At 39.7% G+C, this 26,584-nt stretch carries 27 protein-coding genes and 1 pseudogene; 20 read left to right on the top strand and 8 right to left on the bottom strand.

The genetic code is table 11. The features are described 5' to 3' along the window. The first annotated feature begins 12 nt into the window (after positions 1-12). The 6 genes and pseudogenes from add (at position 13) to ACYQ21_RS02450 (ending at position 6,255) form a co-directional block, all read left to right on the top strand. Positions 13-1,013 (top strand): annotated as a pseudogene (add, locus tag ACYQ21_RS02425) (adenosine deaminase). 288 nt (positions 1,014-1,301) lie between these two features. Continuing rightward, positions 1,302-1,937, top strand: coding sequence for a uracil phosphoribosyltransferase (gene upp, locus ACYQ21_RS02430; protein WP_460054769.1), 636 nt, complete (start codon positions 1,302-1,304; stop codon positions 1,935-1,937). Next, the gene (locus tag ACYQ21_RS02435; RefSeq protein ID WP_460054770.1) at positions 1,912-2,268 is read left to right on the top strand and encodes a hypothetical protein; all 357 of its coding nucleotides are present in this window, start codon (positions 1,912-1,914) and stop codon (positions 2,266-2,268) included. The genes upp and ACYQ21_RS02435 overlap by 26 nt, the downstream gene beginning before the upstream one ends. A gap of 203 nt (positions 2,269-2,471) precedes the next feature. Then, positions 2,472-4,316, top strand: a complete 1,845-nt coding sequence (locus ACYQ21_RS02440; protein ID WP_460054772.1) for an APC family permease — start codon at positions 2,472-2,474, stop codon at positions 4,314-4,316. Between the two features lie 73 nt (positions 4,317-4,389). Beyond that, positions 4,390-5,445 carry a hypothetical protein gene (locus tag ACYQ21_RS02445; protein WP_460054773.1) on the top strand — a complete coding sequence of 352 codons (1,056 nt, stop codon included), beginning with the start codon at positions 4,390-4,392 and terminating at the stop codon, positions 5,443-5,445. A 345-nt stretch (positions 5,446-5,790) separates the two neighbouring features. Next, positions 5,791-6,255 carry a hypothetical protein gene (locus ACYQ21_RS02450; protein ID WP_460054775.1) on the top strand — a complete coding sequence of 155 codons (465 nt, stop codon included), beginning with the start codon at positions 5,791-5,793 and terminating at the stop codon, positions 6,253-6,255. A gap of 126 nt (positions 6,256-6,381) precedes the next feature. On the opposite strand, the gene zwf is transcribed toward ACYQ21_RS02450, so the two are convergent. Genes zwf through ACYQ21_RS02470 form a run of 4 tightly spaced genes read right to left on the bottom strand, consistent with a single transcriptional unit; the run spans position 6,382 to position 9,814 of the window. Next, the gene (gene zwf, locus ACYQ21_RS02455; RefSeq protein ID WP_460054777.1) at positions 6,382-7,866 is read right to left on the bottom strand and encodes a glucose-6-phosphate dehydrogenase; all 1,485 of its coding nucleotides are present in this window, start codon (positions 7,864-7,866) and stop codon (positions 6,382-6,384) included. Between the two features lie 58 nt (positions 7,867-7,924). After that, entirely contained in the window at positions 7,925-8,731 is an 807-nt protein-coding gene (locus ACYQ21_RS02460) for a TIGR03943 family putative permease subunit (protein WP_460054780.1), read from the bottom strand. Further along, positions 8,728-9,627: a permease gene (locus tag ACYQ21_RS02465; protein ID WP_460054781.1), complete on the bottom strand. Its 900-nt coding sequence runs from the start codon at positions 9,625-9,627 to the stop codon at positions 8,728-8,730. Before ACYQ21_RS02465 ends, ACYQ21_RS02460 begins: the two co-directional genes overlap by 4 nt. Continuing rightward, positions 9,620-9,814, bottom strand: coding sequence for an SPJ_0845 family protein (locus tag ACYQ21_RS02470; protein ID WP_460054783.1), 195 nt, complete (start codon positions 9,812-9,814; stop codon positions 9,620-9,622). Before ACYQ21_RS02470 ends, ACYQ21_RS02465 begins: the two co-directional genes overlap by 8 nt. A gap of 214 nt (positions 9,815-10,028) precedes the next feature. On the opposite strand from ACYQ21_RS02470, the gene tuf reads away from it, so the two are divergent. Beyond that, a complete protein-coding gene (gene tuf / locus ACYQ21_RS02475; protein WP_460054785.1) occupies positions 10,029-11,225 on the top strand; it encodes an elongation factor Tu in 1,197 nt (398 codons plus the stop codon). Between the two features lie 154 nt (positions 11,226-11,379). On the opposite strand, the gene ACYQ21_RS02480 is transcribed toward tuf, so the two are convergent. The 4 genes from ACYQ21_RS02480 to ACYQ21_RS02495 form a co-directional block, all read right to left on the bottom strand. Then, a complete protein-coding gene (locus ACYQ21_RS02480) occupies positions 11,380-12,027 on the bottom strand; it encodes a LemA family protein (protein WP_460054787.1) in 648 nt (215 codons plus the stop codon). An 18-nt stretch (positions 12,028-12,045) separates the two neighbouring features. After that, positions 12,046-12,387 carry a DUF1831 domain-containing protein gene (locus tag ACYQ21_RS02485; protein WP_460054789.1) on the bottom strand — a complete coding sequence of 114 codons (342 nt, stop codon included), beginning with the start codon at positions 12,385-12,387 and terminating at the stop codon, positions 12,046-12,048. A 66-nt stretch (positions 12,388-12,453) separates the two neighbouring features. Next, the gene (locus tag ACYQ21_RS02490) at positions 12,454-13,575 is read right to left on the bottom strand and encodes a cysteine desulfurase family protein (protein ID WP_460054790.1); all 1,122 of its coding nucleotides are present in this window, start codon (positions 13,573-13,575) and stop codon (positions 12,454-12,456) included. A 66-nt stretch (positions 13,576-13,641) separates the two neighbouring features. Beyond that, complete coding sequence (locus ACYQ21_RS02495) at positions 13,642-14,607, bottom strand: ribose-phosphate diphosphokinase (RefSeq protein WP_460054793.1); 966 nt, start codon at positions 14,605-14,607, stop codon at positions 13,642-13,644. Positions 14,608-14,985: 378 nt separating this feature from the next. On the opposite strand from ACYQ21_RS02495, the gene ACYQ21_RS02500 reads away from it, so the two are divergent. From ACYQ21_RS02500 to ACYQ21_RS02560, 13 genes are all read left to right on the top strand, one after another. Next, entirely contained in the window at positions 14,986-16,110 is a 1,125-nt protein-coding gene (locus ACYQ21_RS02500) for a hypothetical protein (protein WP_460054795.1), read from the top strand. A gap of 206 nt (positions 16,111-16,316) precedes the next feature. After that, complete coding sequence (locus ACYQ21_RS02505) at positions 16,317-17,096, top strand: SseB family protein (protein ID WP_460054796.1); 780 nt, start codon at positions 16,317-16,319, stop codon at positions 17,094-17,096. A gap of 46 nt (positions 17,097-17,142) precedes the next feature. Then, positions 17,143-17,736, top strand: coding sequence for a serine O-acetyltransferase EpsC (gene epsC, locus ACYQ21_RS02510; RefSeq protein WP_460054798.1), 594 nt, complete (start codon positions 17,143-17,145; stop codon positions 17,734-17,736). Between the two features lie 73 nt (positions 17,737-17,809). Then, positions 17,810-19,183 (top strand): cysteine--tRNA ligase, encoded by a 1,374-nt coding sequence (gene cysS / locus ACYQ21_RS02515; protein WP_460054799.1) that lies wholly within the window; start codon positions 17,810-17,812, stop codon positions 19,181-19,183. Further along, complete coding sequence (locus ACYQ21_RS02520; protein WP_460054800.1) at positions 19,176-19,574, top strand: Mini-ribonuclease 3; 399 nt, start codon at positions 19,176-19,178, stop codon at positions 19,572-19,574. The genes cysS and ACYQ21_RS02520 overlap by 8 nt, the downstream gene beginning before the upstream one ends. Before the next feature lie 52 nt (positions 19,575-19,626). Further along, the gene (locus ACYQ21_RS02525) at positions 19,627-19,998 is read left to right on the top strand and encodes a DUF1033 family protein (RefSeq protein WP_460054802.1); all 372 of its coding nucleotides are present in this window, start codon (positions 19,627-19,629) and stop codon (positions 19,996-19,998) included. 278 nt (positions 19,999-20,276) lie between these two features. Beyond that, entirely contained in the window at positions 20,277-20,885 is a 609-nt protein-coding gene (locus ACYQ21_RS02530; protein WP_460054804.1) for a nitroreductase family protein, read from the top strand. Positions 20,886-21,167: 282 nt separating this feature from the next. Further along, a complete protein-coding gene (locus tag ACYQ21_RS02535) occupies positions 21,168-21,827 on the top strand; it encodes a metal-dependent transcriptional regulator (protein ID WP_460054806.1) in 660 nt (219 codons plus the stop codon). 15 nt (positions 21,828-21,842) lie between these two features. Beyond that, a complete protein-coding gene (locus ACYQ21_RS02540) occupies positions 21,843-23,183 on the top strand; it encodes an Nramp family divalent metal transporter (protein WP_460054808.1) in 1,341 nt (446 codons plus the stop codon). 588 nt (positions 23,184-23,771) lie between these two features. Further along, positions 23,772-24,074: a hypothetical protein gene (locus tag ACYQ21_RS02545; protein ID WP_460054811.1), complete on the top strand. Its 303-nt coding sequence runs from the start codon at positions 23,772-23,774 to the stop codon at positions 24,072-24,074. A gap of 86 nt (positions 24,075-24,160) precedes the next feature. Further along, a complete protein-coding gene (locus ACYQ21_RS02550; RefSeq protein ID WP_460054814.1) occupies positions 24,161-24,652 on the top strand; it encodes a radical SAM protein in 492 nt (163 codons plus the stop codon). A 232-nt stretch (positions 24,653-24,884) separates the two neighbouring features. After that, positions 24,885-25,568 (top strand): response regulator transcription factor, encoded by a 684-nt coding sequence (locus ACYQ21_RS02555; protein WP_460054816.1) that lies wholly within the window; start codon positions 24,885-24,887, stop codon positions 25,566-25,568. After that, complete coding sequence (locus ACYQ21_RS02560) at positions 25,565-26,530, top strand: sensor histidine kinase (protein WP_460054819.1); 966 nt, start codon at positions 25,565-25,567, stop codon at positions 26,528-26,530. Before ACYQ21_RS02555 ends, ACYQ21_RS02560 begins: the two co-directional genes overlap by 4 nt. Positions 26,531-26,584 lie beyond the last annotated feature (54 nt).

The following is a 26,584-nucleotide window of genomic DNA, read 5'->3' on the forward strand; positions in this document are numbered from 1 at the left end:
AGAGCTGCAAGTATGCGGATAACACGACTAGAAATTGAGCAGTTACCTAAAGTGGAATTGCACTGTCATTTGGACGGATCGATTGGCATGTCAACAATTCGGCGCCTAGCGCAACAGGTGGGGATTGAGTTTCCTGTTTCAGATACTGCCTTGCGCCAAAAAATCACAGCGCCCCAAGATGCTGAAAACCTGATGGCGTATCTAGCACCCTTTGATTTCGTCTTGCCCCTGTTGCAAACTGAAACAGCGCTTGAACTGGCGCCTATGACATTCTCGAGCAAGCGCAGAAAGATAATATCCGCTACATGGAAATCCGCTTTGCGCCAACCTTGCACACGGCGGGTGGCTTAACTCTAGCGCAAATCGTTACGGCGGTCACACGAGGTCTAGCTGCGGGCGAACGCGATTTCCAAGTTAAAGCCAACGCCCTACTCTGTGGTATGCGTCATGAGTCAGTCGACAGTATTCTAACAGTCGTCGATTTATTTGCAGACGGTGGCTTGACGCATCTGGCAGGATTTGATTTGGCGGGAGTAGAGGTGGATGGCTTTTCGGAAATCTTCGCACCAGTCCTTGAAAAAGTCAAAGCAAATCACATTCCGCTGACGCTACACGCTGGCGAATGTGGCTGTGCCCAAAACGTTTTAGGGGCTATCAAGGCAGGGGCGAGTCGAATTGGTCATGGTGTGGCGCTAAAAGACGTCCCTGAAAGCTGGTCAGACTTGGTCACAAACAAGATTGCGATAGAAATGGCACCGACCTCTAATTTTCAGACTAAGGCGGTTGATACCTTGGCCAACTATCCCTTTAAAAAACTATTTGATGCCGGTGTCAGGGTAACGATTAATACCGATAACCGCACCGTCTCAGGCACAACCTTGAATGATGAGTACGAAAAAATTGCAGACTGGTATGACTTGAGTGAGGCGGAGTTTCGGAAAATCGGTCGTTATGCCTTTGAGGCAAGTTTTATGTCTCCTGAACAGCGTGAAGCTCTAGCGAAAGAATTTTGAAAAAAAGACTCTGAATAAAAAATCAAAAATCATTAGATTTTAACAGAGTCAAAATAGAAAAACTGTATGAAAGCAACGTTTTCAAACGTTTTTTTTGTATGTACTTGTATGACAGCTTACTTTTCCTTAAGTATCAAACTATTTTTGAAAATCTATTGTCGACTGTTGCTTCAAAAGGAGCGTTGAGTTTGAAATGAAGCGTTGAAAATCTAAAAGCAGCATAGCAAATACGATAGATTTTTGATATAATGTGTAGGAAAGAAACTATCAGAAAGTTGGTTTATAATAATGGGAAAATTTCAAGTCGTAACACATCCGCTGATTCAGCATAAACTCACTATTTTACGTCAAACCTCGACCGGGACAAAAGACTTCCGTGAACTTGTGAATGAAATTGCCATGCTTTTAGGCTATGAAATTTCACGTGAATTGCCACTGGAAGATGTTGAAATTGAAACACCAATCACGAAAACAATCCAAAAAACATTATCAGGTAAAAAATTGGCCATCGTGCCGATTTTGCGTGCAGGTATTGGGATGGTTGATGGTATCTTGTCATTAGTACCAGCCGCAAAAGTTGGGCATATCGGCATGTATCGCGATGAAAAAACGTTACAACCAGTAGAATACCTCGTTAAATTACCAGAAGATATCGACCAACGTCAAATTTTTGTGGTAGATCCCATGTTAGCGACAGGTGGCTCTGCTATTTTGGCGATTGACTCACTTAAAAAACGTGGTGCAGGTGCAGCTAATATTAAATTTGTCTGTCTTGTTGCTGCACCAGAAGGTGTCAAAGCTTTACAAGCAGCACATCCAGATATTGATGTCTTTACCGCAGCCTTGGATGAAAAATTAAACGACCATGGTTACATCGTTCCGGGCTTGGGAGATGCGGGTGACCGTTTATTCGGAACAAAATAATCAGATGACCCAACTTGACTTTATCCTAGCAAATTTTAGTGAGAGCAGAGAATATCTCGAGGATGGCTATTATCGTGTTCAGGACTTTGGTGACGATAGTTATGAGCTTGAATTTTCGACTGCCGGTTATTGTGGGACTTTTGATAGTCATCCAGCTATTAAATTTCAGATGGATGCTGAAACTAAAACTATCACCTTCCTACTTTATCGAGATATGGTCGTGAGCCCGATAAAGTTTTTCAAGCCAGAATCGGAAAAAGAACAAGCCTTCGTTCAAGAGCATTTTGAACAACTGGTAGCAAAATTTTATCAAGCTAAAAAATTAAATTAACACCGCCATTTGGCAGTGTTTTTTTGATAAAAATTAGCAAAAAATACTTTGAATTCCTATCTTTTGGTGTTATAATAATGAGACGAGTCAGCACGATTAAAAGCAACGTGAAATTTAACCTAAACATCAGCTGTCCTAGCTTGATAGTGATAAAAATTTTAGAAGGGCTTTTAAAATATAGGACAGACTCAAATGGAGTAATTTTGAAAAAAGTAAATGTGAAACAGATTTTGGTTGGGAAGCCATTAAAATCAACGGATGATGACAGTCATCTGCTCACAAAATTCCAAGCTTTAGCCATGTTATCTAGTGACGCACTTTCGTCAATTGCTTACGGGACGGAGCAAATTGTCACAGTGCTTTTGACTTTGTCTGCAGCAGCCATCTGGTATAGCTTACCGATTGCGGCACTGGTTCTTGTCTTGCTGGTTGCCCTGACGCTGAGTTATTGTCAGATTATCCACGCCTATCCGCATGGTGGCGGCGCTTATGTCGTATCAACCGAAAACTTGGGAGCCAATGCTGGATTGATTGCAGGCGGTAGCCTACTTGTTGACTATATGCTAACGGTTTCAGTTTCAGTTTCAGCGGGTGCTGATGCGATCACCTCAGCACTCCCAACTCTGCATTCTTATAACCTAGAGATTTCGATGATCTTAGTCTTTTTGTTAATGCTGTTGAACCTCCGTGGTCTTCGTGAATCGGCAGGCTTCTTGTTAGTGCCAGTCTATACTTTTGTGGCGGCGACCGTTTTGCTGTTAATCGTTGGCTTGTTCAAAGTGGTGACGGGTGATTTGACTTATCATGCGACCAGTCATATCGGAGCAACTGTGCCGGGGATTTCGCTTATTCTCTTACTCAAAGCCTTCTCTAGCGGTTCAGCCAGTCTGACAGGTGTCGAAGCGATTTCAAATGCCGTTCCATTTTTCAAAAAACCTAAGGCACGTAATGCGGCAGGAACTTTGGTCTTGATGGCGATGATTCTTGGTTTATTTTTCACAGGTATTACCTTCCTAAACTATTATCTAGGTGTGGTACCTAATGCGCATTCAACCGTACTATCGCAAGTTGCCCATACAATTTTTGATTTTAATGGCATCGGTCGTATTTTCTATTATGTTTTTCAGTTTTCGACTGCGATGATTTTAGCAGTCGCTGCAAATACAGGTTTTTCGGCCTTCCCGATGCTCAGTTACAACCTAGCCAAAAATAAATATATGCCTCACATGTACATGGAAAAAGGCGATAGACTAGGCTACTCAAATGGTATTATTAGTCTTGCTGCAGGTGCTGTGGTGTTACTCATGATTTTTAACGGATCGACTGAGCGTTTGATTCCGCTGTATTCGATTGGCGTTTTTGTGCCCTTTGCGCTTTCGCAAACTGGGATGGTCGTCAAATGGCGTCGGGAATTGGGCAGTAAGTTCTGGCACCATGCCCTATCGAATATCATCGGTGCTGCGATTTCAGCGATTATTGTTCTGATTTTACTGGTTTTCCGTTTAGCGGATATCTGGCCTTTCTTTATCGTCATGCCGATTTTGATTGGAATTTTCTATGCCATAAAACGTCATTACACAGAAGTCGCGCATCAACTCCGTCTTGAAGATAAGGTCGTCGACCATGTCTATTCAGGTAATGTCGTCATTGTCCTTGTCGGTAATGTGACTAATGTTGCTGTCGGTGCCATGAGCTATGCTCAATCCATCGGAACGGAAATCTTAGCGGTTCATGTCTCAACTAAAGAAACTTATCAGAAAGATGAAGAAGTTGAGACTGAGTTTAAGGCTTTGTACCCGAATGTCCGATTTTCGATAGTGGAATCAAGCTATCGCGATATCGTGAAACCGGTTGTTCGCTACGTTGATTTAGTATCAAAATCAGCAGAGAAGAAGAATCATACGGTAACGGTCATCGTCCCTCAGTTTGTGCCCAAACATTCTTGGCAAAACGTGCTCCACAATCAAATGTCAGTCCGTATGCGTTACTATCTCAGCTGGCGTGATAATGTGGTGGTGTCAAGTTATTCTTATCATTTGAAGAAATAAGTGAAAACGTAGATTTTGGGTTCGGCGTTTAAGCCTCTCTTGACTGAAATATTGAAAATTTGTATAATTAAAAATGGAGTTCAAAAGAAAGTTGGATAGGGATGAACGGGAAAATTTTTTACGTCAGTTAAGTCATAAAACTAAGATACTGATTGCGACAGCGATTGTCTTGGTTGGCGGTGGTATCGGAACAGCAGCAACGATTTCAGATCATCAGGAACAAGTCAAGACAGTTAGAAGCGCTCTGCACCAACAAATCGATGATTTGTCAGATTTTCAAAGTAGTGAGTATTTACCACTTACCTATGCTAAGGCGATTGATGCACAAGTTGAAGAATCTGGGAAAAAACATGATACTCTTAAAAAATATTCTGATATAGCGCAGATTAAGTCAGAGACAAAACGTGTCAAGAAAGAAAGTGATAAAGCTAGGGCACTGATTGCGAAAAATGAATCTAATCAGACCTTGCTGGAAAGTAGTTTAGCAACAGCAGAAGCGTATATTCAGGATAAAGATATCTCTTCAGAAAACAAAGAAAAATTATCTGAGTTATTAAAGGTGTGTCGAAAGAATATTACTGATAAAACTTTTGAGACTTTTGAGGCGCAAAATGACTCGTTAAAAACAGCAAGTGAGCAGGTCAAAGTCCAAATTGATCTGACAGGCGCTGATAGTGTTAGAAATTCTCAAGAGATACTTGAGCTTACGAAAACTGCTCAGGATCTTTTGGAAAGTACGTTTACCTCAGAAACAGATAAACAATCCCTCAATTCTGATCTGGCAAACATGACAGCTGCAAAAACAGAAAAAACTGTTAATTCAGCTGTCGTTGCTTTGAAAAAAACGATTACAGCGACTCAAAAACATAATAAACCTGCCGAAGATAAGGCAAAAGCAGCCGCAGAAAAGAAAGCTGCTGAAGAAGCGAAAGTCGCAGCTACAATAGCTGAAGCTGAAAGAAAAGCCGCAGAGGCGGCTCAGGCTACTGAAACAGCAAATGTTAATCAAACAGCCGCTAATAAGTGGGCGATTGAAGATGGCTATACTTGGCAAACGCGTAAAGGTCATAGCACAGTCGTTCCTCCTGGTGGTAGTTTGCCTCCTAATTACCACTGGCAAGTTCCTTAATAAGTACTTAAATTTAAAATATAATAAGGCAGAAAAGTCTTAAAAAGAGATAAACCGCCTGAAATTCGTTTTTTAAAACGTTGATTTCATGTGGTTTATCTCTTTTATCATTACCTAAATTATGCTAATTCTCGATTTGTGTCCTAGCCTCTTTTAAATCATCTCTTGACTATAGACGATAACACCTAGCATAAAACTGCCTACTCACAGTTGTAGTAGCTACTTAGCTCTCACTCCTCAGATAAATGAGATAGTCTTAGCGTTAGGTTGGATATTCTGAACGTTAGGTAAAAAGTGGAAGTGGATTATTTTTTCTGTGTTAGAATAAAATTGGAGGAAATTTTTATGAAAATCAATGTTTTTAAAAAAGTAGGTATGGTAATGTTTGTCGCAACAGTGTTTGTGTCAACAGTTTTTATATCACCTAAAAAAACCGATGCTGCAATTAATATCGGAGCATCTACTCTCAATGTTCGTGTACAGCCGTCTTATTTTGGCTTGAGTGACAGAACCGAGAAGATTGCTGAGATATGTGTGTCAAGAAAAAATTCATTTAAGGACGTGGGGACATTTTCTTTTAGTTCTAAAGGTTGGACAAAAAGAGCAGAAACACCGATAGCTGTTTCCCTTAGAGCAGGTGTAAGAAAGATAACTTTGCCAGTAGTAGTGACAGTTAAATTTGTTTCAGGTCAAACAAAGAGTTTTGAAGACACTTTGTTTTATGAATCTAATCCCAGTCTAAATAAATCTCTTTACTTTGCTATGGAGGGAGTAGGGGAGCTTTTTATCTTAAATGATGGGTTGAGATAAAAGTCTCAAAAATAGAAGAACCGCATGATATTCGTTTTCAAAAACAAATGTCATACGGTTCTTTTATTTTATAATTAGTTAAATTGTGCTAATTTAAGATACGCGTTTGTCAAACCTTAAGGTTCTTTATTGCAATAAGCCACGCTCACGATACCAGTGGTCTGGTTGCCAAACCCAGCTCGTCCCATATTTTTCAAGCAAGTCGAAACTTTCTTGAGGCCCCATTGAGCCAGCTTGATAGGGATAAAGTGGGGATTTATCTGCTTGCCAAGTGCTGACAATTTTATCAATCAAAGTCCAAGAGGCTTTTACTTCTTGCCAATGGCTGAAATTCGTCGCATCGCCATTTAAGACATCGTACATGAGTTTCTCATAGGCTTCAGGCGAGTTACCAAGCGCTGCCGCATCATGCCGAAAGTCCAATTTAACTGGTTCGACTGAAAAACTCTTACCAACTTCTTTTCCGTTCACTTGAAGTGAGAATCCTTCTGTCGGCTGAATGTAGATGGTCAAAATATTTTGCTCAATATCTTGATTGAAAATGTTTGGATCGTTTTTAAAGACGATATTGACCCGCGTGCCTTTTTCTGTCAAACGTTTACCAGTTCTAAAGAAGAAAGGCACATCTTTAAAGCGATCCGTCTCGATGAAAAAGACACCACTGGCAAATGTCTCAGTTTTTGAAGTAGGATCTACAGATGGTTCAGCGACATAGGACGGATAATCCTGTTGATTGATACGGCCTGCTTGATATTGACCGCGAATGAAATTTTTAGCAATCGTTGCTTCATCGGGAATACACAAGTTTTCAAGTACTTTGATTTTTTCAGGCAAGACGTCTGCACTAGAGAAAGAAGCAGGTTTGTCCATGGCCAAGATAGAAAGAACTTGTAGAATATGGTTTTGCACCATATCTTTCAAGGCACCAGACTTATCATAGTAGCCGCCCCGATCCTCGACCCCGATAGATTCCGAGAAGGTAATCTGAATATTGTCAATGAACTCACGATTCCAGACGTGCTCAAATAGCACATTCGCGAATCGGACGGCAAAAATATTTTGAATCATTTCCTTACCTAAGTAATGATCAATCCGGAAGATTTGATTTTCGTTAAAGGTCTCAGATAAAGCTTGATTCAGATTTTTAGCCGTTTCCAAGCTCGTCCCAAAAGGTTTTTCAATGATAAGTCGCTCGAATCCAAGGTCATCAACAATCCCTTCAGATTTGAGGTGGCTGGCAATCGTGCCAAAGAACTCAGGCGCCATAGCTAGGAAAAAGACTTTATTATGCCCCGTCTCATATTTAGCGCACAAATCATCTTGTAGGTTCTTTAAAGTGATATAGTGCCCAGCATCTTCAACATCATGGCTTTGGTAATAGAAATGAGATGCAAATTTTTCAGCTTCTGTTTTAGATGTCGTCAAATCAGAAATGGCATCCAAAACCACACCTTCAAAATAAGCTTTAGTCCAAGCGCGGCGTGCTGTACCGATGACAGCAAAGTGCTCCGATAAGACACCGGATTTATATAAGCGGAACAGAGACGGATAGAGTTTTCGTTTAGCTAAGTCGCCACTCGCACCAAAAATTGTAAATATTACTTGAGTCATATTGTTAGTTCTCCCAAAATTTCATTTGTCGATTATTCTAATTATATCAGAAAAAACCTCAGAAGTTCCGATAAACGTATGGATTTGTCGGTTTTTCGACCTTGTCAATGTGGTCAGGTTTGATAATCGGCAATTCACGTTTAAAAGGTGTGTAATAAGCCGTCTGAATTTGTCCGGTGATGTTTACCCAAGTATTGTCAGGATAAGTGATACCATCCGTTAAAGTCCTCAGGCCGAATACACCAGAATCTGCGATGCAGTGAATAATCCCAAATCGAAAGAGGAACTGAGCGTTGGCATCAGTCGGGTCATGATACACAAAACCAGTGTAGGTGATGGTTTTACCCCCAAAAGTACCAGGAAAATTATAAATCAGCTCCATAATTTCCATGTAATTGTCATCTGTCACCGTAATCTTTGCCAGATTGTCGTATTTGGCTAATTCCTTTTTCATCAGCTTGTCGTAAGCTGATTTAGTAAAATAAATACTGGTATTAGGTTGCAGATATTGGATTTGCGTGCCATCAGAGTTATCGCCAGACCCTTCTGCTAGAGGGAAATTAAATCCTTTAGCAGAAACAATAGTCGCATCCAATGATTTAGACGGAATAAAAACAATCGCCATAAGTGGTGTGGCAAGTAGAACTAGTGCAAACGCTCTCGAAAATTTAGTTTGTAAATGATGTTTGTGTTCCGCATGTCGAATCCAATTGACTAACTGAACGATGGCAAAACCTAGTGAAAGAATGGCAGATAGTACAGCCAAATAGCTATAGTGGGTATTGATATATTGATTGAGCTTACCCGTCAGCTGCAAATACATCATCAGCTCAAAATACCCCGATAAGATAAGAAATCGAATCATAGGAAACTCACCCCCAGACTAATGGATAGAACTAGAACAGAAATGATGACGACATATTGCACGATAAATTTCGGTTTAAAATAAGCACTCATCATCAGCAAATTCTTCATATCAATAACAGGACCGTATAAAAGGAAAGCCAAAATTGGTGCTGGTCCAAAAAGACTGAGCAAGCTAGCTCCGATAAAGGCATCCGCCTCGCTACACAGCGAGAGTAAGAATGCGAAAACCATCATCACGATAATCCCCAAAAATGGTGAATGGGTAACAGTCGTCAGCAGTTTCGTTGGCACGAAAACTTGGATAGATGAGGCGACTAAACTCCCGAAAATGAGGTAACGGCCAGTATCGAAGAATTCATCCACGGCGTGAGAGAGTGCAGACCAGAACTTTTGTCCCCGAGATAGCTTTGTCACGGGGTGACCGTGTTCATCTCTTCCTATTTTGTCAAGTAGGATAGGGTCATCTAATCTATAAGCAAGTAGGAGACCGACGACTAAAGCCATCACCATAGCGCCGCCAAGGCGCAAAAGGGCAAACTTAAACGAATTACCGAAGGCGATAAAGGTCGCCAGTAAAACGACGGGGTTAATCATCGGTGCTGCGATAAGAAAAGGAATCCCCGTATAAGCTGGGACTTTCTTTTCTAGGAAACGGTTGACGATTGGTACGATGCCACACTCGCAGGAGGGAAAAAAGAAACCAGCTACAATGCCTATAATGACACGCAAAAAACGGTTTTTAGGTAGAAATTTGTTGACCAGTTCAGGAGACAGGTAGGTTTCGATGATACCAGAGATGAGACAGCCAAAGAGGACGAAGGGCAGGGCTTCGATAATGATTGATAGAAAGATTGCTGCGAGCTGTGACAGAGCATCTGGTAGATGACTAATCATGGGACGACTTGTCTTTTTTAGCTTGTGAAGCTTCAAATTTTCTCAAAAAATCTTCTGGCGACTTGATTTTTTTATCGGATGTTTTCTCGATTTTATCTGGATCAGTGAATTCGACTTGCGGTGGCAGTGCTGCCAGCTCGTCTAGTACTTTATCTAAGTCATCGCGTTTTTTAAAAGTTAAGGCCATTTTGTTTTTTCTCTTTTCTATTAAGAAGTGATACTTCCATTTTACACCATTTTTCATGAAAATATCTGTTCGTAAACAAAAAACATCTTTTTTACAGTGAAATACTTGCTTTTTTTCAAAAAAGCTTTATAATTAGATAGTAATGATAGATTGTCGTATTGCGCAGTCTGTCTAAAAAAATATATTTTTTATTCTAAAGGAGACATTTTTAAAAATGGCTAAAGAAAAATACGATCGTTCGAAACCACACGTTAATATCGGTACTATCGGACACGTTGACCATGGTAAAACTACACTTACTGCTGCAATCACGACTGTCTTGTCACGTCGTCTGCCTTCATCAGTAAATACACCTAAAGACTACGCTTCAATCGATGCAGCGCCAGAAGAACGCGAACGTGGTATTACAATCAATACTGCTCACGTTGAGTACGAAACTGCAGCACGTCACTATGCCCATATCGATGCTCCAGGTCACGCGGACTACGTTAAAAACATGATCACTGGTGCTGCTCAAATGGATGGCGCTATCTTGGTAGTAGCTGCAACTGACGGTCCTATGCCACAAACTCGGGAGCACATCTTGCTTTCACGTCAGGTTGGTGTTGGTAAATTGATCGTCTTCCTTAACAAAAAAGACCTTGTTGATGATGAAGAATTGATCGAACTCGTTGAAATGGAAGTTCGTGACCTCTTGTCAGAATACGACTTCCCAGGCGATGACACACCAGTTATCGTTGGTTCAGCACTTAAAGCCCTTGAAGGCGATGCTGAATACGAAGATATCATCATGGAATTGATGGATACAGTTGATTCATATATCCCAACGCCAGAACGTGACACTGACAAACCTTTGCTTTTGCCAGTCGAAGATGTCTTCTCAATCACTGGTCGTGGTACTGTTGCTTCAGGTCGTATCGACCGTGGTACAGTTCACGTCAATGATGAAATCTCTATCGTTGGTATCAAAGAAGAAATTTCTAACGCTATCGTAACTGGTGTTGAAATGTTCCGTAAACAACTTGACGAAGGTCTTGCTGGTGATAACGTTGGTGTTCTTCTTCGTGGTGTGCAACGTGACGAAATCGAACGTGGTCAAGTTATTGCTAAACCAGGTTCAATCACACCTCACAAAAAATTCAAAGGCGAAGTTTATATCTTGTCTAAAGACGAAGGTGGTCGTCATACGCCATTCTTCGACAACTACCGTCCACAGTTCTACTTCCGTACAACTGACGTAACTGGTTCAATCAAACTCCCAGCTGGTACTGAAATGGTAATGCCTGGTGATAACGTTTCTATCGACGTTGAATTGATCCACCCAATCGCGGTTGAACAAGGGACTACTTTCTCTATTCGTGAAGGTGGCCGTACTGTTGGTTCAGGTATCGTTGCAGAAATCGAAGCTTAATTCATTTAGACTTCCAAATCTATTTATTGGTCGGACAATAAATAGAAAAGCACTTCAGAGCAATCTGGGTGTTTTTTCTTTCCTATTTTTTATACAAATAAAAATCCTATACATTAATAAAGGATTTTTTGATAATATGAAGTTGAGGAGCGATTTATATCCCTAATGCTTCATCAGAAATTTCTGCATCTGAAGCATCTTGATAGTAAGTCTCGTCGTTTAAGTTTAATTTTTTACGGAACAGATTAGCAGGGAAACTAGTGATGAGGCTATTATAAATCTCGACTTCTGAGTTATAATTGATTTTAAAATTAGCAATCGTATTTTCGGTTTCTCTAATTTGTTCTAAAAGGACTAAAATGTTTTCATTTGCTTTTAAATCTGGATAGGCCAAGAGTAAATTAGAAAATTGCTCTGAATTTTTCACAAGAAAGGATTTTTTGGTTGCTGACTTGCTAGGACTAGCAGCGCTAAACACTTCTTTTTCATGTGTCATGTATTTATCAACGACTCGACTAGCCTTGTCTAACAGGGAAAGTTGGCGTTTGTTAGCAATCCCGATATTACTCTTACTTGCTTGGATTCGCTGTTTACGTGATTTTATTTGGTTAAAAGAAAGCCCCAAATAAACACCTAAAGACATAAGTGTACCGATTATCAGGCTTAGTTTAGCATAGATATCAGGTATATCACCGGAATCATTTGCTGTAAAAATGGAAAATACGATAATCCAAAAAAGCCAGCTGAGAATCATAATGCCTAATAATTTTAAAAGATTGACGGCAACGCTTTGTTTTTTCATAAAATAATCTCCTAGAATCTAGTCTTTTATAAACACACCACGGTCAACGAGTGCATTCATTTGGAAATAGAATTTTTCTTGGATCATTTTATTGTCTTCAGATTTGAAGATATTCATGTTTTTCAGACCTGATTTATCCGTGATTGAAAGTTTGAAGCCTGACAAATCAGAGTTGACGATGATTTTAAGCAAAGGGCCATCACCAGAGTTAGGCACATTTTCTAAAATACGTGTGAGCTCATAGTTACCCAGTCTATTTTTGATAAAAGTTGTATCCATGAGGGTGTATTTTTTGATGCTGGGTGAGAGTTTATAAGTAACTTGACTATCATCTAAGTGTTTTTCAGTGACAAATGCCATGGTTAGAATTTTGAAAGCTTTAGCTGATTGGCTAAAACTATCAAATCTCCTTTCTATAATTTACAATTATTTTTGCGTGAGGATTGATTTTAAAATACGGACAAATTCAGTGATTTCTTCAGAGGTGGTTAGGTCGGACAAAGAAACTCTGACGGATTCTTTAAGTTTGCTTGATGTCTTGCCAAAGACAGCTTCGAGGACATGTGATGATTCAATTGCCCCAGCGGTACAAGCTGAACCAGTTGAGATGGCAACGCCTTGCAAGTCTAATTTCATCAGTAAGAGGTCTTGGTTAAAATTAGGGAAACCGAGATTAAGGACATGCGGCATGGTCTTGCCAAAGGCATTAACGTAGTAGTCAAGACCGTCTAGCTCTGATAGCAACTGTGACTTAAGTGCTGAGACTTTGTCATCATTACTTTCAAGCTGTTCAGCTGCTATCTCGAGTGCTTTCGCCATACCGACGATATTATGTATACTTTCAGTACCCGCACGTCGACCGTTTTCCTGCTCACCACCATGAATGAGATTATCAAATTTCAAGTTACCATGGTAGAGGAAACCAACGCCTTTTGGTCCATGAAATTTATGGGCGGAAGCAGATAGGAAATCAATCCCCAGTGCTATCGGATGAACAGGAAGCTTACCCATGACTTGGACGGCATCAACATGGTAGACAGCTTGATGCGTTTTGAGTCGGTCAGCAATTTCAGCGACTGGTAGGACTTGGCCGGTTTCGTTATTGGCATACATGGTGGAGACCATGATCGTGTCATCTCGAAGGGCAGATCTGATTAAATCTGCCGTATAGCGACCGTCAGGATTTGGTTTAACGAAAGTGATCTCAAATCCATGGCGTTCCTGTAAATATTGCAAGGTATGTAAGACGGCATGATGCTCAATAGCTGTCGTGACGATATGGTTGCCCTTATCTCGGTTGGCAAGCGCATAGCCGATGAGAGCTTGGTTGTTGGCTTCAGAACCACCAGAGGTAAAGATGAGGTTTCTAGTGGGCACATCTAGGATGGTTGCGATTGTTTTACGGGCTTCGCGAATCATTTTACCGGCAAAACGACCGTAGCTATGAATACTAGAGGGATTACCAAAGCTTGTGTTGAGTGCGTCTAGCATGGCTTGTGCCACCTCAGGGAGCACCGGTGTGGTGGCAGCATTATCAAGATAGATCATGAGATTACCTATTGCATCAGAGTTTAGGGAGGAACCTGTGAACTTTGACTGTCATTTCTATGTCAGTTAATCCACTGCTTTATTGAATTGAAAGAGGGGGCTGACAGGTTTATTTTCGTGGATGCGGATAATGGCGTGAGCGAGTAAAGGCGCCGCACTAAGGTATTTAATCGCATCAGGTTTAGGCGTTTCAGTTTTGACAGAGTCTGTAACAAGAACTTCTGAAATTGGCGCAGCGTTTAAACGGTTGGCAGCACCCGGTGTGAATAAGCCGTGAGAAGCAACGGCGTAGACATCCATAGCCCCAGCATCTTTCGCAATGACTGCTGCGCTTGAGAAGGTTTTACCTGTGTTCAAAATATCATCAATCAAAATGACGTTTTTGTTTTTGACATCACCGATAATATAGCCATTTTCACGTTTTTGATCATCATCAGCATAATCGACGATTGCAAGTGGGCTTTCCAGATAGTCTGCTAGTGAACGCGCACGTTTAATCCCAGAGTTTTTAGGGGCAACGACGACAACATCGTCACCAATCAAACCTTGTGACTGATAATATTCAGCAAACAAAGGCACAGTATAGAGGTTATCAGCAGGGATATCAAAGAAACCTTGGACTTGAACGGCGTGCAAATCAAGCGTTAAAATGCGGTCAGCGCCCGCAGTTGTTAGCATATTAGCAACGAGTTTAGCCGTGATCGGTTCGCGCGGAGATGCTGTTCTATCTTGACGTGCATAGCCATAGTAAGGCATGACGACATTGACCGTGTTGGCACTAGCACGTTTACAAGCATCAATCATGATGAGTAATTCCCATAAATGTGTGTTGACAGGGTAAGACGTTGATTGCACGATAAAGATGTCGTAACCACGGACACTTTCTTCGATATTGATTTGAATTTCGCCATCAGAAAACTGTTTAGATTCGATTTTGCCAAGGGGGATACCAGAACATTCAGAAATTTTTTGCGCCAACTCTAAATTAGAGTTAAGTGAGAAGAGTTTGATGTGCTTGTCTTTGTAAGTCATTTTCGTCCATTTCTACAAATAAATTTACTGACTCTATTTTACCAAAAAAAAGACAAAAAGAGTAGCCTTACCTCATTGAGAGAAGTTTAAACAAATGACAGTCTATAAAATACCAATTTGTATTTGATAAAATGGTAAGGGAGTTGTCAGATAGAAAGAGATATCAGAGGATAGAAGGTTTGAATTATCAGGTATGACGGGGAGACAAACGAGTTTGGGATACGATTTGACTTTAAAATTGAGAAGTGCTAAAATAACAAATGTAAATGATTTCAGAAAAATATGAGTTTTTTCTGAAAGTTTGTCTATACCAAATTAAATTTAGGACGAGTATCACCGCCAATATTGAGCGGTGAACTAAAAAAGGAGGCCTATCCCATGAAAAAATCAAAATTAATCTCACTTTTGGCAGTTTCTGCCTTATCAGTGACAGTCTTGACTGCTTGTGGTGGTTCAAGCGACAAAAAAGCTGATGATAAAACAACTGACTCAGCTAAAACGGCTGAAGCATACACAGGTGCAACGAAAGGAACAGACAGCTTTGATACCCTGACAAAAGGTTTTGCAGCTAACGGCGCGTGGTTAAATGCCGTAACAAAAGATATCGATGCTTCTGACAAAGTATTGACAGTAGAAGGTCTATTTGCAGGAGACGGTCAAGTCAATCGTGAACTTGCGCTTTACAAATCAGGTGCGGATAACAAACCTGAAACAACTTATACCTTGACAGTTAAAAAATTAGTCGTGAAATCATCAGGTTTTGCCATTGCACAAGGGACAGTTAAAGGTGATGTTTATGTCAACGCTTCAGGGTTCAAGTTTGAAGGTACTGGTAAAATTGACGGAAACTTGATTTTTGCTTCTGATGATTTGAAAAAGGCCTATGAAGGACTTGATGCTATTGAAAAAGGCACTGTAACAGGTGAGGTAAAAGTTGAAGTTTCTGATGTGCCAGTTGTGAAATCAGGTGCGATTTCTGTCGCTGCCAAAGGTGGTGCAATCAGCTATGACAAAGTTTCAGATGTGAAAACAGGCGCAACAAAAGGCACTGAAAAATTTGACGATTTAGCAGACACAATGGGTAAAGATGGTGCATGGCTTGGTGCAACAACTGCTGATATTGAGGCCGCTGATAAAACATTGACAATTGATGGCGTATTCCTTGGCTCTAAAGGAGAAATTGCACGTAAAGTTGGTCTTTATATGCAAGATGATAAACATCAAGTGACAAAAACATTCACATTAACGGTTGAGAAAGTTATCGTTAATTCACCATTTACAGTGATTTCAAATGGCGTTATCAAAGGTGATGTCTATGTGGCAAAATCAGCGACTGGCTTTGCTGCGCAAAATGGTAAAGATATAGACGGTAAACAAGTGACTGCGAAAATTGATGGTAATCTCTACTTTGCGACACAAGAGCAACTGGATGCCTATAACAAATTAGATGCAACTGCTAAATACGATGTGACTGGTCAAACAGAAGTCAAAGCAGCTAACTAATGATTGGGTAATTGAAATGCTCAATAGAAGACGCCAAGTCGGCGTTTTTTTGTTAGATGCTAATTTGTTGACTTGATGTGAAAAATAAGGCATTTTTATGGTAGAATAGGACTAATCCTATCAAATGACGACTGGTCAGGTGTTCTGTGATTAACATATGCCATACCTGATTGTCGTGATTGATAAGTATCAGAAATGAGAAGAAAATGACTGACTACCAATTTAGCCCAGAACTTGATGAACGCCTCCGTGATTTTATTGCCCATTCAGGCAATTTTGTTGCAGATATTGGTTTTGTTCACGCCCTCCATGCTTATCCCGTTGTCGGAATTGCAGAACCATTCGTCCTACCAATCGAAGATAAAAAAGTTATCCCAGTTTTTTCATCAGTGGATGCTCTAGCCAGTTTTCAGCAACGTGTGACAGATCCTTTGACTTTTGTCAATCAATCCTTTATGACAGTTGTTGACCAGTTATTGGCGCAAGGGTTTGATGCGATTGCTTTTAATTTACAGCCTGCTGGACAAGATTCACCTCATGCGATTATGTTGGCACGTGATGATTTGCTTGCCTTTCTTAATTACTATACAGATGCCTTAAATAAACTGATGGGGTCTGCTAGTCAAGGCAAAGCACAAACAGAGCGGTATTATTTGATGCCGGCTTTTGTGAGAACAACGGCAGAAGGGGAAACAGCACGCATTTTTGCGACACTTTCTAAACCTAATGGCGAAAGTTTTGTCCCTGTTTTTAGCAACATTTTAAGTTTTGCCAAATGGTATAACCATGCTGATTTTGGTGTCCCATTTCAGGCGCATGGTGGACTGGTCTTAGTTTGGCAGTTAAATGACTTGCAACAGCCAAGTACGGGTATCAATGAGCTAGAAGACGTTTTAGGCGTTGCAGTTGATCCGTTTGATGCCGTAGATTATGAGAAGTCTGTTATGCTCTGGGAAGCGCTGGGTAATACCGTTAAGGATGCTTAGGATTTGCCTGTTTTTGGGTCATAAGGGCACAGGAGGTTGAAAAACGATGGGTTTTTGGCAAGAGGCGTTTGAGGCTGTGAAAGAAAATGACCCAGCAGCGCGCTATAATTTTGAGATATTGCTGACGTCTCCGGGGATTAAGGCGCTTGCGGCACATAAAATTTCGCATTTTTTGTGGTGTCATCATTTTAAATTACTAGGCCGAATGCACTCGCAATTTTGGCGTTTTTTGACACAAATTGAAATACACCCAGGTGCTGTGATTGAAAATGGGGTCTTTATCGACCATGGGTCAGGTCTTGTGATTGGCGAAACAGCTAGTGTCGAGACAGGTGTTAAATTATACCATGGTGTGACGCTAGGCGGTACAGGGAAAGATACAGGCAAACGGCATCCAAGTGTTAGGCGTGGGGCTTTAATTTCAGCTCATGCCCAACTATTAGGGCCGATTGAAATCGGCGAGAACGCCAGAGTTGGCGCCAGTGCGGTTGTGACAAAAGATGTCCCTGAAGCCGTGACGGTTGTCGGTGTACCCGCTAAGATTGTCCGAGTGCATGGTCAGGCGACACCAGAGCGTGAACGGACTAAACTTGAACGTGAGCGTCATGTGAGTTTCTATGATCATATGGGTGGTATTTAGCATTGACAATCAAGACTTTGAGCGGACGCGTAGGTCAAGATTTCGCAACGTGAAATCGCAGAAGGAGAAATAAATGATTAAACTATATAACACCTTAACCCGTGAAAAGGAGGATTTTGTCCCACTAGTTTCGGGCGAGGTCAAAATGTATGTCTGTGGTCCGACCGTCTACAATTACATTCATATCGGCAATGCGCGGTCGGTTGTGGCTTTTGACACAATCCGTAAGTATCTCGAGTATCGGGGTTATACGGTCACTTTTGTCTCGAATTTTACAGATGTCGATGATAAAATCATTCAAGCTGCTAAGAGCGCTAACGTGTCAATCGAGACCTTGGTTGAAACCTATATTCAGGCTTTTTTTGCAGATACGCAAGCGCTTGGGGTCAAATCAGCAACACGCAATCCACGAGTACTTGACTTTATGCCTGAAATCATTGGGTTTATTGAAGTTTTGGTTGCAAAAGACTTTGCCTATGTCTCAGATGGCGATGTCTTTTTCCGCGTGAAAAAATTTGCAGATTATGGGCGTTTGGCCAATAAAAATTTGGACGAACTAGAAGCAGGTGCCTCTGGTCGGACAGATACGGTTGAGCTTAACAAGGAAGACCCGCTTGACTTTGCCCTCTGGAAATCAAGCAAGGCAGATGAGCCAGCATGGGAAAGTCCGTGGGGTGCTGGGCGACCAGGATGGCATATTGAATGTTCGGTTATGGCAACGATCATTTTAGGCGATACGATTGATATTCACGGCGGAGGTGCGGACTTAGAATTTCCGCATCACACCAATGAAATCGCCCAGTCTGAAGCGAAAACAGGGCACACTTTTGCTAAATATTGGCTCCACAATGGGTTTGTCACCGCAGCAGACGGTGAAAAAATGTCTAAATCTCTGGGGAATTTTAAAACTGTCCATGAGATGTTACAGGCTGTTGATGGGCAAATTCTACGCTTTTTCTTGGTGTCACAACACTATCGTAAGCCGCTCGCATTTAGTGATGACACGGTTAAAGACGCTGAAAATAATCTCAAGAAAATCAAAAATGCCTATGATAAATTGACATTTGAAATTGAGAAAAATCCTGTCGCCGTACAAATACCAGATCAGGAAATTGATGGTTTTCGTCAGGACTTCATCAAAGAGATGGATAATGACTTCAATATCTCAAATGGTCTAACCGTTTTTTATGAGCTGATTAAATATATCAATCAGGGCAATTTTTCTGTTGATGCGCAGACTTTATTTGATGAAATTTTGACGATTATCGGGCTTGCATTTGCGCCAGCTGAAATCTTGGATACTGAGATTGAGCAGTTGATTGCTGAGCGGCAAATTGCGAGAGAAAATCGTGATTTTGCCTTGTCAGATAAAATTAGAGATGACTTAAAAGCGCAAGGGATTGCATTATTAGATACACCAGATGGTGTGAGGTGGACACGTGACTGAATTTCGAGCTGATTTATTAAATGGTATCGCCCTAGCTTATGCTGGGGACGCCGTCTATGAAGTTTTTGTCCGAGACTATTTGCTAACACAAGGCATTACGAAACCCGGTGACTTACAAAAAAATGCGGTAAAATTTGTGAGTGCCAAAGCACAAGCTTTTCTCATTTCTGAAATGGAAAAGGATGCGATATTGACAGAAGAAGAGCTTGTCTATTTCAAGCGTGGTCGCAATGCGCATAGTAAAACGACCGCCAAAAACACGGATGTCGTTACCTACCGTATCTCGACAGGTTTCGAGGCAATCTTTGGCTTTAACCATTTGACCCAGCAGCATGAACGGGTCGCTTTTTTAGCGAATTATTGTATAGAGAAAATTTCTAAGCAAATTTAGTGAAAATGTCCAATCTTTTCTGTAAAATAGAGACTATAATAAGAGGTTGGAAATGTACAGAGTAGTTAAAATGTATGGCGATAATGAACCATGGTGGTTTTTTGATAATTGGCGAGATGATATTGTCGCTAAATATGAGTTTGATAATTTTTACGAGGCTTTGAAGGTCTATAAGCAGGAGTGGCAACGATTAGCGCAGGATTTTCCGGAGTTTAAAAGTCGTGAAGATTTTTTAGTCGCTTTTTGGGTAAAGTCTGAGACGCGTTGGTGTATGGAATGTGCAGAAGAATTGCAACAATATCATGGTTTGGCGCTTCTAGAAGGGTGGCAGCCAGTAGAGACTTTTGAAAATCGTCTGTCGTATGCTAAGACTTCTGGGGCGATACCTCATAAAATTTGTCAATTTAAAGGATTAGGTAGCTAGTTCTTTTTGATATTTTTGTAAATCAGAACAGTATTGGCAATCGAAAAAATTTAACGAGTGTAAATTGTTTACAAACGTAAATCATTGTGTTAAAATTACATTTGTAAACATGAGACGAGGGTATTAAGGTGTTTGAGATGGTAAATGAATCGCGAACCCACATAGAAGACGTCTCCTAAAAAATTAGATATATTTTAACGGATGATACTGAAAGCGGTGCGACATCGTCGTGAACTTCCTAGGAAGTTAGCTTGAAGTTCAAAATTAGGAGAAGAATTATGTCATTCTTGGAATCATTAGCAAATCGTCGTTCTATCTACGCTTTAGGTAAAGCTGTCGATGTTGAAAAAGCAACAGCAACAATTAAAGAAGCGGTTAAATTGTCACCATCAGCTTTTAACAGTCAAACATCACGTGTTCTGATTTTAGCAGGTGCTGAGCATAATAAACTTTGGCAAGAAATTGTTGCCACTGACCTTAAAGCTGAAATGGATCGTCAAGGTGTACCAGAATCTGCTTGGGAAGGTACTAAAGCTAAATTGGATAGCTTTGCTGCTGCTGGTTTAACAGCTCTCTTCTTTGAAGATACTGATGTGGTGAAAAACTTGCAAGAACAATTTCCACTTTATGCCGATAACTTCCCAGTTTGGTCTGAACAATCAACAGGGATTGCGTCAGTTAATGCTTGGGTTGCTTTGAGCGAGCTTGGTCTTGGTGCTAACTTGCAACATTATAATCCAGTGATTAATGCCACTGTTGCTAAAACTTATGGTATTCCAGCATCATGGAACCTCCGTGGTCAACTTGTTGTTGGCTCTCCTGGATCAGAAATTGGTCCTAAAGAATTTATGGCTGATGAAGAACGTTTCAAAGTATTTGGTGCTTAAGCTGGATTAATATTGATTTAAAAGATAGAAAGCTGATTACGATTGTAGTTAGCTTTTTTTAATTCTGTCTAAAAAACATCTCTTCGGATAAAGATTAGGCAGTGCTAAAATATTGACGGTGAATATCTTATCTACTATATTTTAAATACAGAGAACTATCTAGTAGTTTAGTAGATTTTATTAGGTTAAGTGAAAATGTTCTGTCAAAATAAACTTTAAAGTTCTTGACAAATAGTTTAGGGCATGCTAAACTATCAACTATAAAGTATGAGGAAGTACAACATGGCCGAATTCTCAAAAACAGAACAAGATTATCTGAAAGCTATTTATCAACTGGAAGAAAAAACTGATAATATGGTTGGGATTACAGATGTTGCCAACTATCTCAAGGTGTCAGCACCGAGTGCGACAGAGATGATTAAGCGGCTAGCTAAGAAAGAATTAGTCGAGCATAAAAAATATTACGGGGTACGCCTCAAACCAGAGGGATACCGTGAGGCCAGATTTATCATCAAGTCGCACCGTGTTTGGGAGACTTTTTTAGTCGAGCAAGCTGGTTATCAGATTGATGAGGTGCATGAAGAAGCGGAAAACTTGGAGCATTCTTCTTCGAAAAGGTTAGTCGAGTGCTTATATGCCCTCATGCAATTTCCCAAAACTGATCCGCATGGCTCAGAAATTCCAGCCGAGCGCTTCTGGGAGGGTGAGATGATGACACCTGACTTAAGGCAAGCCAAAGTCGGTTACCGCTATGAAGTCGTGTCACTCACGCAAGAAGTCACGGATTTTTTGAAAAGTTTAAATCAGACACCCCCAAAATTTATTACCCTCTTGCGTACTTTGGCTGATGGGTCAGTCATTATCCAAACAGATGACGACGCGAGAGTTGTCATCCCCCATTTTCAGAAAAAAGACTGGCAGTTAAAATATTATAGCCATTAATTAATAGGAGTTATCATGACAGAACACAAGAAATTCGTCGAGTATGCCAATGGGCCGAGCTTGGCAGAGATTAATGGGACAGTTGAAATCCCTAAAAATAATAGTTTTTTGAAAAATATTTTAGCCTTTTCAGGGCCGGGTGCCTTAGTGGCTGTTGGTTACATGGATCCGGGGAACTGGATTACCTCGATTGGCGGTGGGGCGCAGTACGGCTACTTGCTACTGTCAGTCATCTTGGTTTCCAGTTTGATTGCCATGCTTTTGCAGTATATGGCCTCTAAACTCGGCATTGTGACTGGTCTGGATTTGGCGCAAGCCACGCGCAAACATACGAGCAGAAAACTCGGTTTCGTCCTTTGGATTATCACGGAATTTGCCATCATGGCGACAGACATCGCCGAAGTCATCGGTGGCGCGATTGCCCTGAACTTATTATTTGGCCTCCCCATCATCTGGGGCGTTATCCTCACGGTATTTGACGTGCTGCTTTTGCTTTTCTTGATGAAACTTGGCTTTCGCAAGATTGAAGCCATTGTCATTACCTTGATTTTCGTCATCATGGCGGTCTTCGTCTATGAAGTTGCCATTTCTGATCCAGCTATCGCTGATATGGTCAAAGGCTTTGTACCGCAAAAGGAAATTTTTAGTAAAGGTCAGTTGACTATGGCTCTGGGGATTGTGGGGGCGACCGTTATGCCACATAATCTTTATTTGCATTCATCGATTGCTCAAACCCGCAAATATAACCGTAAAGATGAGGACGACGTGGCGCGTGCCGTTCGTTTCTCAACTTGGGATTCTAATATCCAATTAAGTGTTGCCTTTATCATCAATACGCTTTTGCTCGTCTTAGGTGCTGCCATGTTCTTCGGTCGTGGCGAGGGTCTGGGAACCTTTACCTCACTTTATAACGCCTTGCAGGATAATCATTTAGCAGGCGCAGTGGCAAGTCCCGTCCTGTCAACTTTATTTGCGGTTGCCCTCTTAGCATCAGGTCAGAACTCAACGATTACCGGCACTTTGTCAGGTCAAATCGTCATGGAAGGGTTCATTAACTTAAAATTGCCAACTTGGGCGCGTCGGTTGATTACCCGTGGTTTGTCAGTCATTCCAGTCTTGATTGCGGCGATTTATTATCACGGTCGTGAGGGTGGCTTGGATACCTTGATGATTCAGTCACAGGTTTTCTTATCTATTGCCTTACCTGTCTCCATGATTCCGCTGGTTTACTATACCTCTAGTGAAAAAATCATGGGCAAACGCTTTAAAAACAATAAGCTTATTGCAGCCTTGGGCTGGCTTGCGGCGATTACCTTGACGATTTTGAATATCAAATTGATTATTGATATGTTTTAAGCACGAGATTTGTTTTTGACAAAAAATCAATAAAGTTTTGTAATAAGACAGTAAAGACACGTTAATATCGAATGATTTGAGATGCCCGAACGGGTATCGACTAGCGAGCAGTAGATGGTGAGAGTACTGCGAAATCATGCTATTAATACTACTTTATCTAACAATGATTTTGAAAAAAATCACGTGTCGCCACGTTACGGTTTGAGAGTTTTTCATCTTTTTGAGGTGGCATTACTTCTAATGACTGTATCGCAACGAAACGTTGATGTAAAGGGATTTAGAAAAGCATAGAAATAGAAAAACTGTTTAAAAAAGTGGTTGTTGGTTGCAAAATGTTTGCACTCAATAGCCACTTTTTTTGTTTTTATCAAACGTTAAAAATATCAAAGAAGAGAGTGTACTTCTACTGCGAAAGCACACAAAAGCTAAATGTTGGATGGAGTTGAAAGAAATGTGTATATTTGATTGGCGAACAGAGAATGAATCTCTAAATATAAAATACTCAAATAGTGTCAATTTTGACAGTATTCCGAAAGAATTGTGCCAACCTTTTTTGATACTCTTATGTTAAATGGAGGAATTTTAAGTTTGAAAAAAGAAATAGGCGAACATGTTGAAATTGTATCTAGTAAAGCCAACGGATATGTACTATTAGCTAACACTATAAGTGATCAGTGGATAAGAATTTCTAAAGAAACGTTTGATATTCTAAATCAGTCAATTGAAGCAGATTTAGTAGATGATTATAGAAGCAAGTTTTTTCAAACTGTAGAGGATTTTCAATTTATAAAAAATACAATTAAAGAACTTGAAAAAATGAATTTAATTACTCATTCAGGTGAAAAGTATGGGGTCATAAATGAGACGGTATCAATAGAAACAACTCATTGATGTAATTTACATTGTGCTCATTGTTGTATAAATGCATCAAATAACATGAATGAAGAGTCTGACCTGTCTTTAGAGAAAATGAAAAAATGTTAAATAAGATAATTGAATGGCAACCTAAGAGAGTTATGCTTAGTGGTGGAGAGCCAATGCTTAGAAAAGATTTTTTCTTGATTCTTTCTTATTCGAGAAGTAGATATAGCGGAACAATTATTTTATCTACGAATGGTACTTTTATAAATCCCCAAAATGTTGATCCGCTCGTAAAAATGGTAGATCAATTCGAGATAAGTATAGATGGAATAGATGAAAAAACAAGTTCAATAGTAAGAGGAGCAGGGGTTTTTCAAAAAGTAATTAGAAGTATCGAAATATTAAAAAGACATAATGCAGCTGTTATTAACCTATCTATGATTTTTTCAGATAAAACCGAATATCTGTTAGAACCTTTTTACAAGTTAAATGAAGCATTAAGAACGAATCCTGTTTGTCGATTATTTTCACCAACTGGAAGAGGGGAAGAAAATAAGCAATTGTTTACAGATAAGACGGAATTTGAAACTTATAGTCCTTCATCGTAGTAAGCTTAAAATGGGAAATATTTTTGAAGTTGACAAGTTGACAAATTGACAGTTTTAACCGAAAATGGGGATAGTGAATTCGTCTGAGTGTGAAGTTAGACTTTTTTGTTAGACATGTCTAGCTTTGATAGATGATTTTAAGACACAAGAAGCTTTGGATGATAATTGTCGTCGAATTAAACCAGTATTAATGAAACGAGTTTGGAATTCTTAAAAAAGAGGTGATAATTTGTTGGTTAGAAAAATTCTTGTAGTGGAAGACGATTTAGACTTAAATGAGGGCATCAAGTTTGTCTTAGAAAATGATACAACAGAGATTCTTCAAGCCTATTCTCTGGCAGAGGCAAAAAAGCAACTGAATCAATCCTTCGACTTAATCCTCCTTGATATCAATTTACCAGATGGCAATGGGATTGACTTTTGTAAAATGGTCAAACTTCATTCAAATAATCGTCCAGTTATTTTTATTAGTGCAAATGATACTGATATAGATGTTATTCGTGGCTTAGAATTAGGCGGAGACGATTACATTATCAAACCTTTTAGTTTAATGGTGCTTAGAGCAAGAGTGGAGACGGTGATTAAAAGATACCAAACACCTGTTACTGGTGAAAACTATCGTGATCAAAATTATTCTTTTGATTTTGATACGATGACATATACCTGCAAAGGAGATGCAGTTTTTTTAAGTAATGCAGAGCAAAAATTATTAAAAGTATTAGTGACTAATAAAAGGCAAATCATGCGAAAAGAAAAAATAATTGAATTTGTCTGGGGAATAGATGGGGAGTATATTGAAGAGAACGCTTTGGCAGTTGTTATTAAACGACTTCGAAAAAAATTGGAAATGGATTCAGATTCAAAAAATATTAAGAGTATTTATGGTATTGGCTATAAATGGGAGAATCTTGAATGAGTATGAGAAAAAAGATTCTCATTTCACTGAATGTTGGTATGGTTTTAGTACTTGGCATAGGCATCTACCTTGAGAGCAAAAAATCTATTATACTTTTAGAATTATTTTGCTTAGCAATTATTCAGCTAGTATCATATTATTTTTTCTCAAGAAGTGTCTACAATTTGTTAGAGGATTTACATGACTTACTATCAACGCCAAATCTTAGCCGATTAGAAGTAGAAACAGAAACAGAGTTTTCTTCACTAAAAAATAAATTGATTAAGTATACAAAAATAGAAGCTTTAAAGCGTGTTGAGAATGAGCAATCAAAAAAACAGATTAACAAATTAATTTCTGATATTTCACATCAAACTAAAACGCCGATTACGAACATTCTTTTATATAGTGAGTTGTTATTAGAAAAAGAATCAAAAGAGAAAAAGTATGTTCAAACGATTAAGAATCAAGCTGAAAAGTTACAATGGCTGATGCAAAATTTACTACATCTTTCAAGACTAGAAAATGGCATCATACAATGTAGAAAAGAAGTTTATAGGATTAATGATATAATTGTCCCTTGTTTAGAACAATATAGCGCTGCTTTTGAGCATAAAAATTTAAATTTAATCTATGACCAGTTAAAAAATAGCTCTATCTCCATTTTTGCAGATTTGAAATGGATGCAAGAAGCTTTGTCAAATATCATTGAAAATAGCTTGAAATATACTGTTGAAGGAAGTGTTCAAGTAGAAGTAGAGGTACAAGAGTTATTTGTTTGTATTATTGTTTCAGATACTGGGATTGGGATTGATGAAATGGATATGGCACACATTTTCCAAAGATTTTATCGAAGTCAGCAAGTCAAACACATTCAAGGTGTTGGCATAGGCTTGAGTTTGGCTAGAGAAAGTTTGAAAAAAACTCAAAATAGAAGCGCCCCAAGAAAAAGGGCGCACAAAAAGTATTATTTGACTTACTAAAAAATTAAGCGACATTGAACCCGTGTTTTTGAGCGTATTTGATAGCTCCTTGAA

The organism is Pseudolactococcus yaeyamensis (assembly GCF_054658615.1).

Excerpts from the sequence above, each read along its gene's own strand:
- ACYQ21_RS02460 (WP_460054780.1), bottom strand. The coding sequence starts at position 8,731 with ATGATTCGATTTCTTATCTTATCGGGGTATTTTGAGCTGATGATGTAT.
- cysS (WP_460054799.1), top strand. The coding sequence starts at position 17,810 with ATGATTAAACTATATAACACCTTAACCCGTGAAAAGGAGGATTTTGTC.
- upp (WP_460054769.1), top strand. The coding sequence starts at position 1,302 with ATGGGAAAATTTCAAGTCGTAACACATCCGCTGATTCAGCATAAACTC.
- ACYQ21_RS02485 (WP_460054789.1), bottom strand. The coding sequence starts at position 12,387 with ATGGCATTTGTCACTGAAAAACACTTAGATGATAGTCAAGTTACTTAT.
- epsC (WP_460054798.1), top strand. The coding sequence starts at position 17,143 with ATGGGTTTTTGGCAAGAGGCGTTTGAGGCTGTGAAAGAAAATGACCCA.
- ACYQ21_RS02470 (WP_460054783.1), bottom strand. The coding sequence starts at position 9,814 with ATGGCCTTAACTTTTAAAAAACGCGATGACTTAGATAAAGTACTAGAC.
- ACYQ21_RS02560 (WP_460054819.1), top strand. The coding sequence starts at position 25,565 with ATGAGTATGAGAAAAAAGATTCTCATTTCACTGAATGTTGGTATGGTT.
- ACYQ21_RS02500 (WP_460054795.1), top strand. The coding sequence starts at position 14,986 with ATGAAAAAATCAAAATTAATCTCACTTTTGGCAGTTTCTGCCTTATCA.
- tuf (WP_460054785.1), top strand. The coding sequence starts at position 10,029 with ATGGCTAAAGAAAAATACGATCGTTCGAAACCACACGTTAATATCGGT.
- ACYQ21_RS02450 (WP_460054775.1), top strand. The coding sequence starts at position 5,791 with ATGAAAATCAATGTTTTTAAAAAAGTAGGTATGGTAATGTTTGTCGCA.
- ACYQ21_RS02525 (WP_460054802.1), top strand. The coding sequence starts at position 19,627 with ATGTACAGAGTAGTTAAAATGTATGGCGATAATGAACCATGGTGGTTT.
- ACYQ21_RS02445 (WP_460054773.1), top strand. The coding sequence starts at position 4,390 with ATGGAGTTCAAAAGAAAGTTGGATAGGGATGAACGGGAAAATTTTTTA.
- zwf (WP_460054777.1), bottom strand. The coding sequence starts at position 7,866 with ATGACTCAAGTAATATTTACAATTTTTGGTGCGAGTGGCGACTTAGCT.
- ACYQ21_RS02550 (WP_460054814.1), top strand. The coding sequence starts at position 24,161 with ATGTTAAATAAGATAATTGAATGGCAACCTAAGAGAGTTATGCTTAGT.
- ACYQ21_RS02495 (WP_460054793.1), bottom strand. The coding sequence starts at position 14,607 with ATGACTTACAAAGACAAGCACATCAAACTCTTCTCACTTAACTCTAAT.
- ACYQ21_RS02535 (WP_460054806.1), top strand. The coding sequence starts at position 21,168 with ATGGCCGAATTCTCAAAAACAGAACAAGATTATCTGAAAGCTATTTAT.
- ACYQ21_RS02480 (WP_460054787.1), bottom strand. The coding sequence starts at position 12,027 with ATGAAAAAACAAAGCGTTGCCGTCAATCTTTTAAAATTATTAGGCATT.
- ACYQ21_RS02530 (WP_460054804.1), top strand. The coding sequence starts at position 20,277 with ATGTCATTCTTGGAATCATTAGCAAATCGTCGTTCTATCTACGCTTTA.
- ACYQ21_RS02540 (WP_460054808.1), top strand. The coding sequence starts at position 21,843 with ATGACAGAACACAAGAAATTCGTCGAGTATGCCAATGGGCCGAGCTTG.
- ACYQ21_RS02465 (WP_460054781.1), bottom strand. The coding sequence starts at position 9,627 with ATGATTAGTCATCTACCAGATGCTCTGTCACAGCTCGCAGCAATCTTT.
- ACYQ21_RS02505 (WP_460054796.1), top strand. The coding sequence starts at position 16,317 with ATGACTGACTACCAATTTAGCCCAGAACTTGATGAACGCCTCCGTGAT.
- ACYQ21_RS02490 (WP_460054790.1), bottom strand. The coding sequence starts at position 13,575 with ATGATCTATCTTGATAATGCTGCCACCACACCGGTGCTCCCTGAGGTG.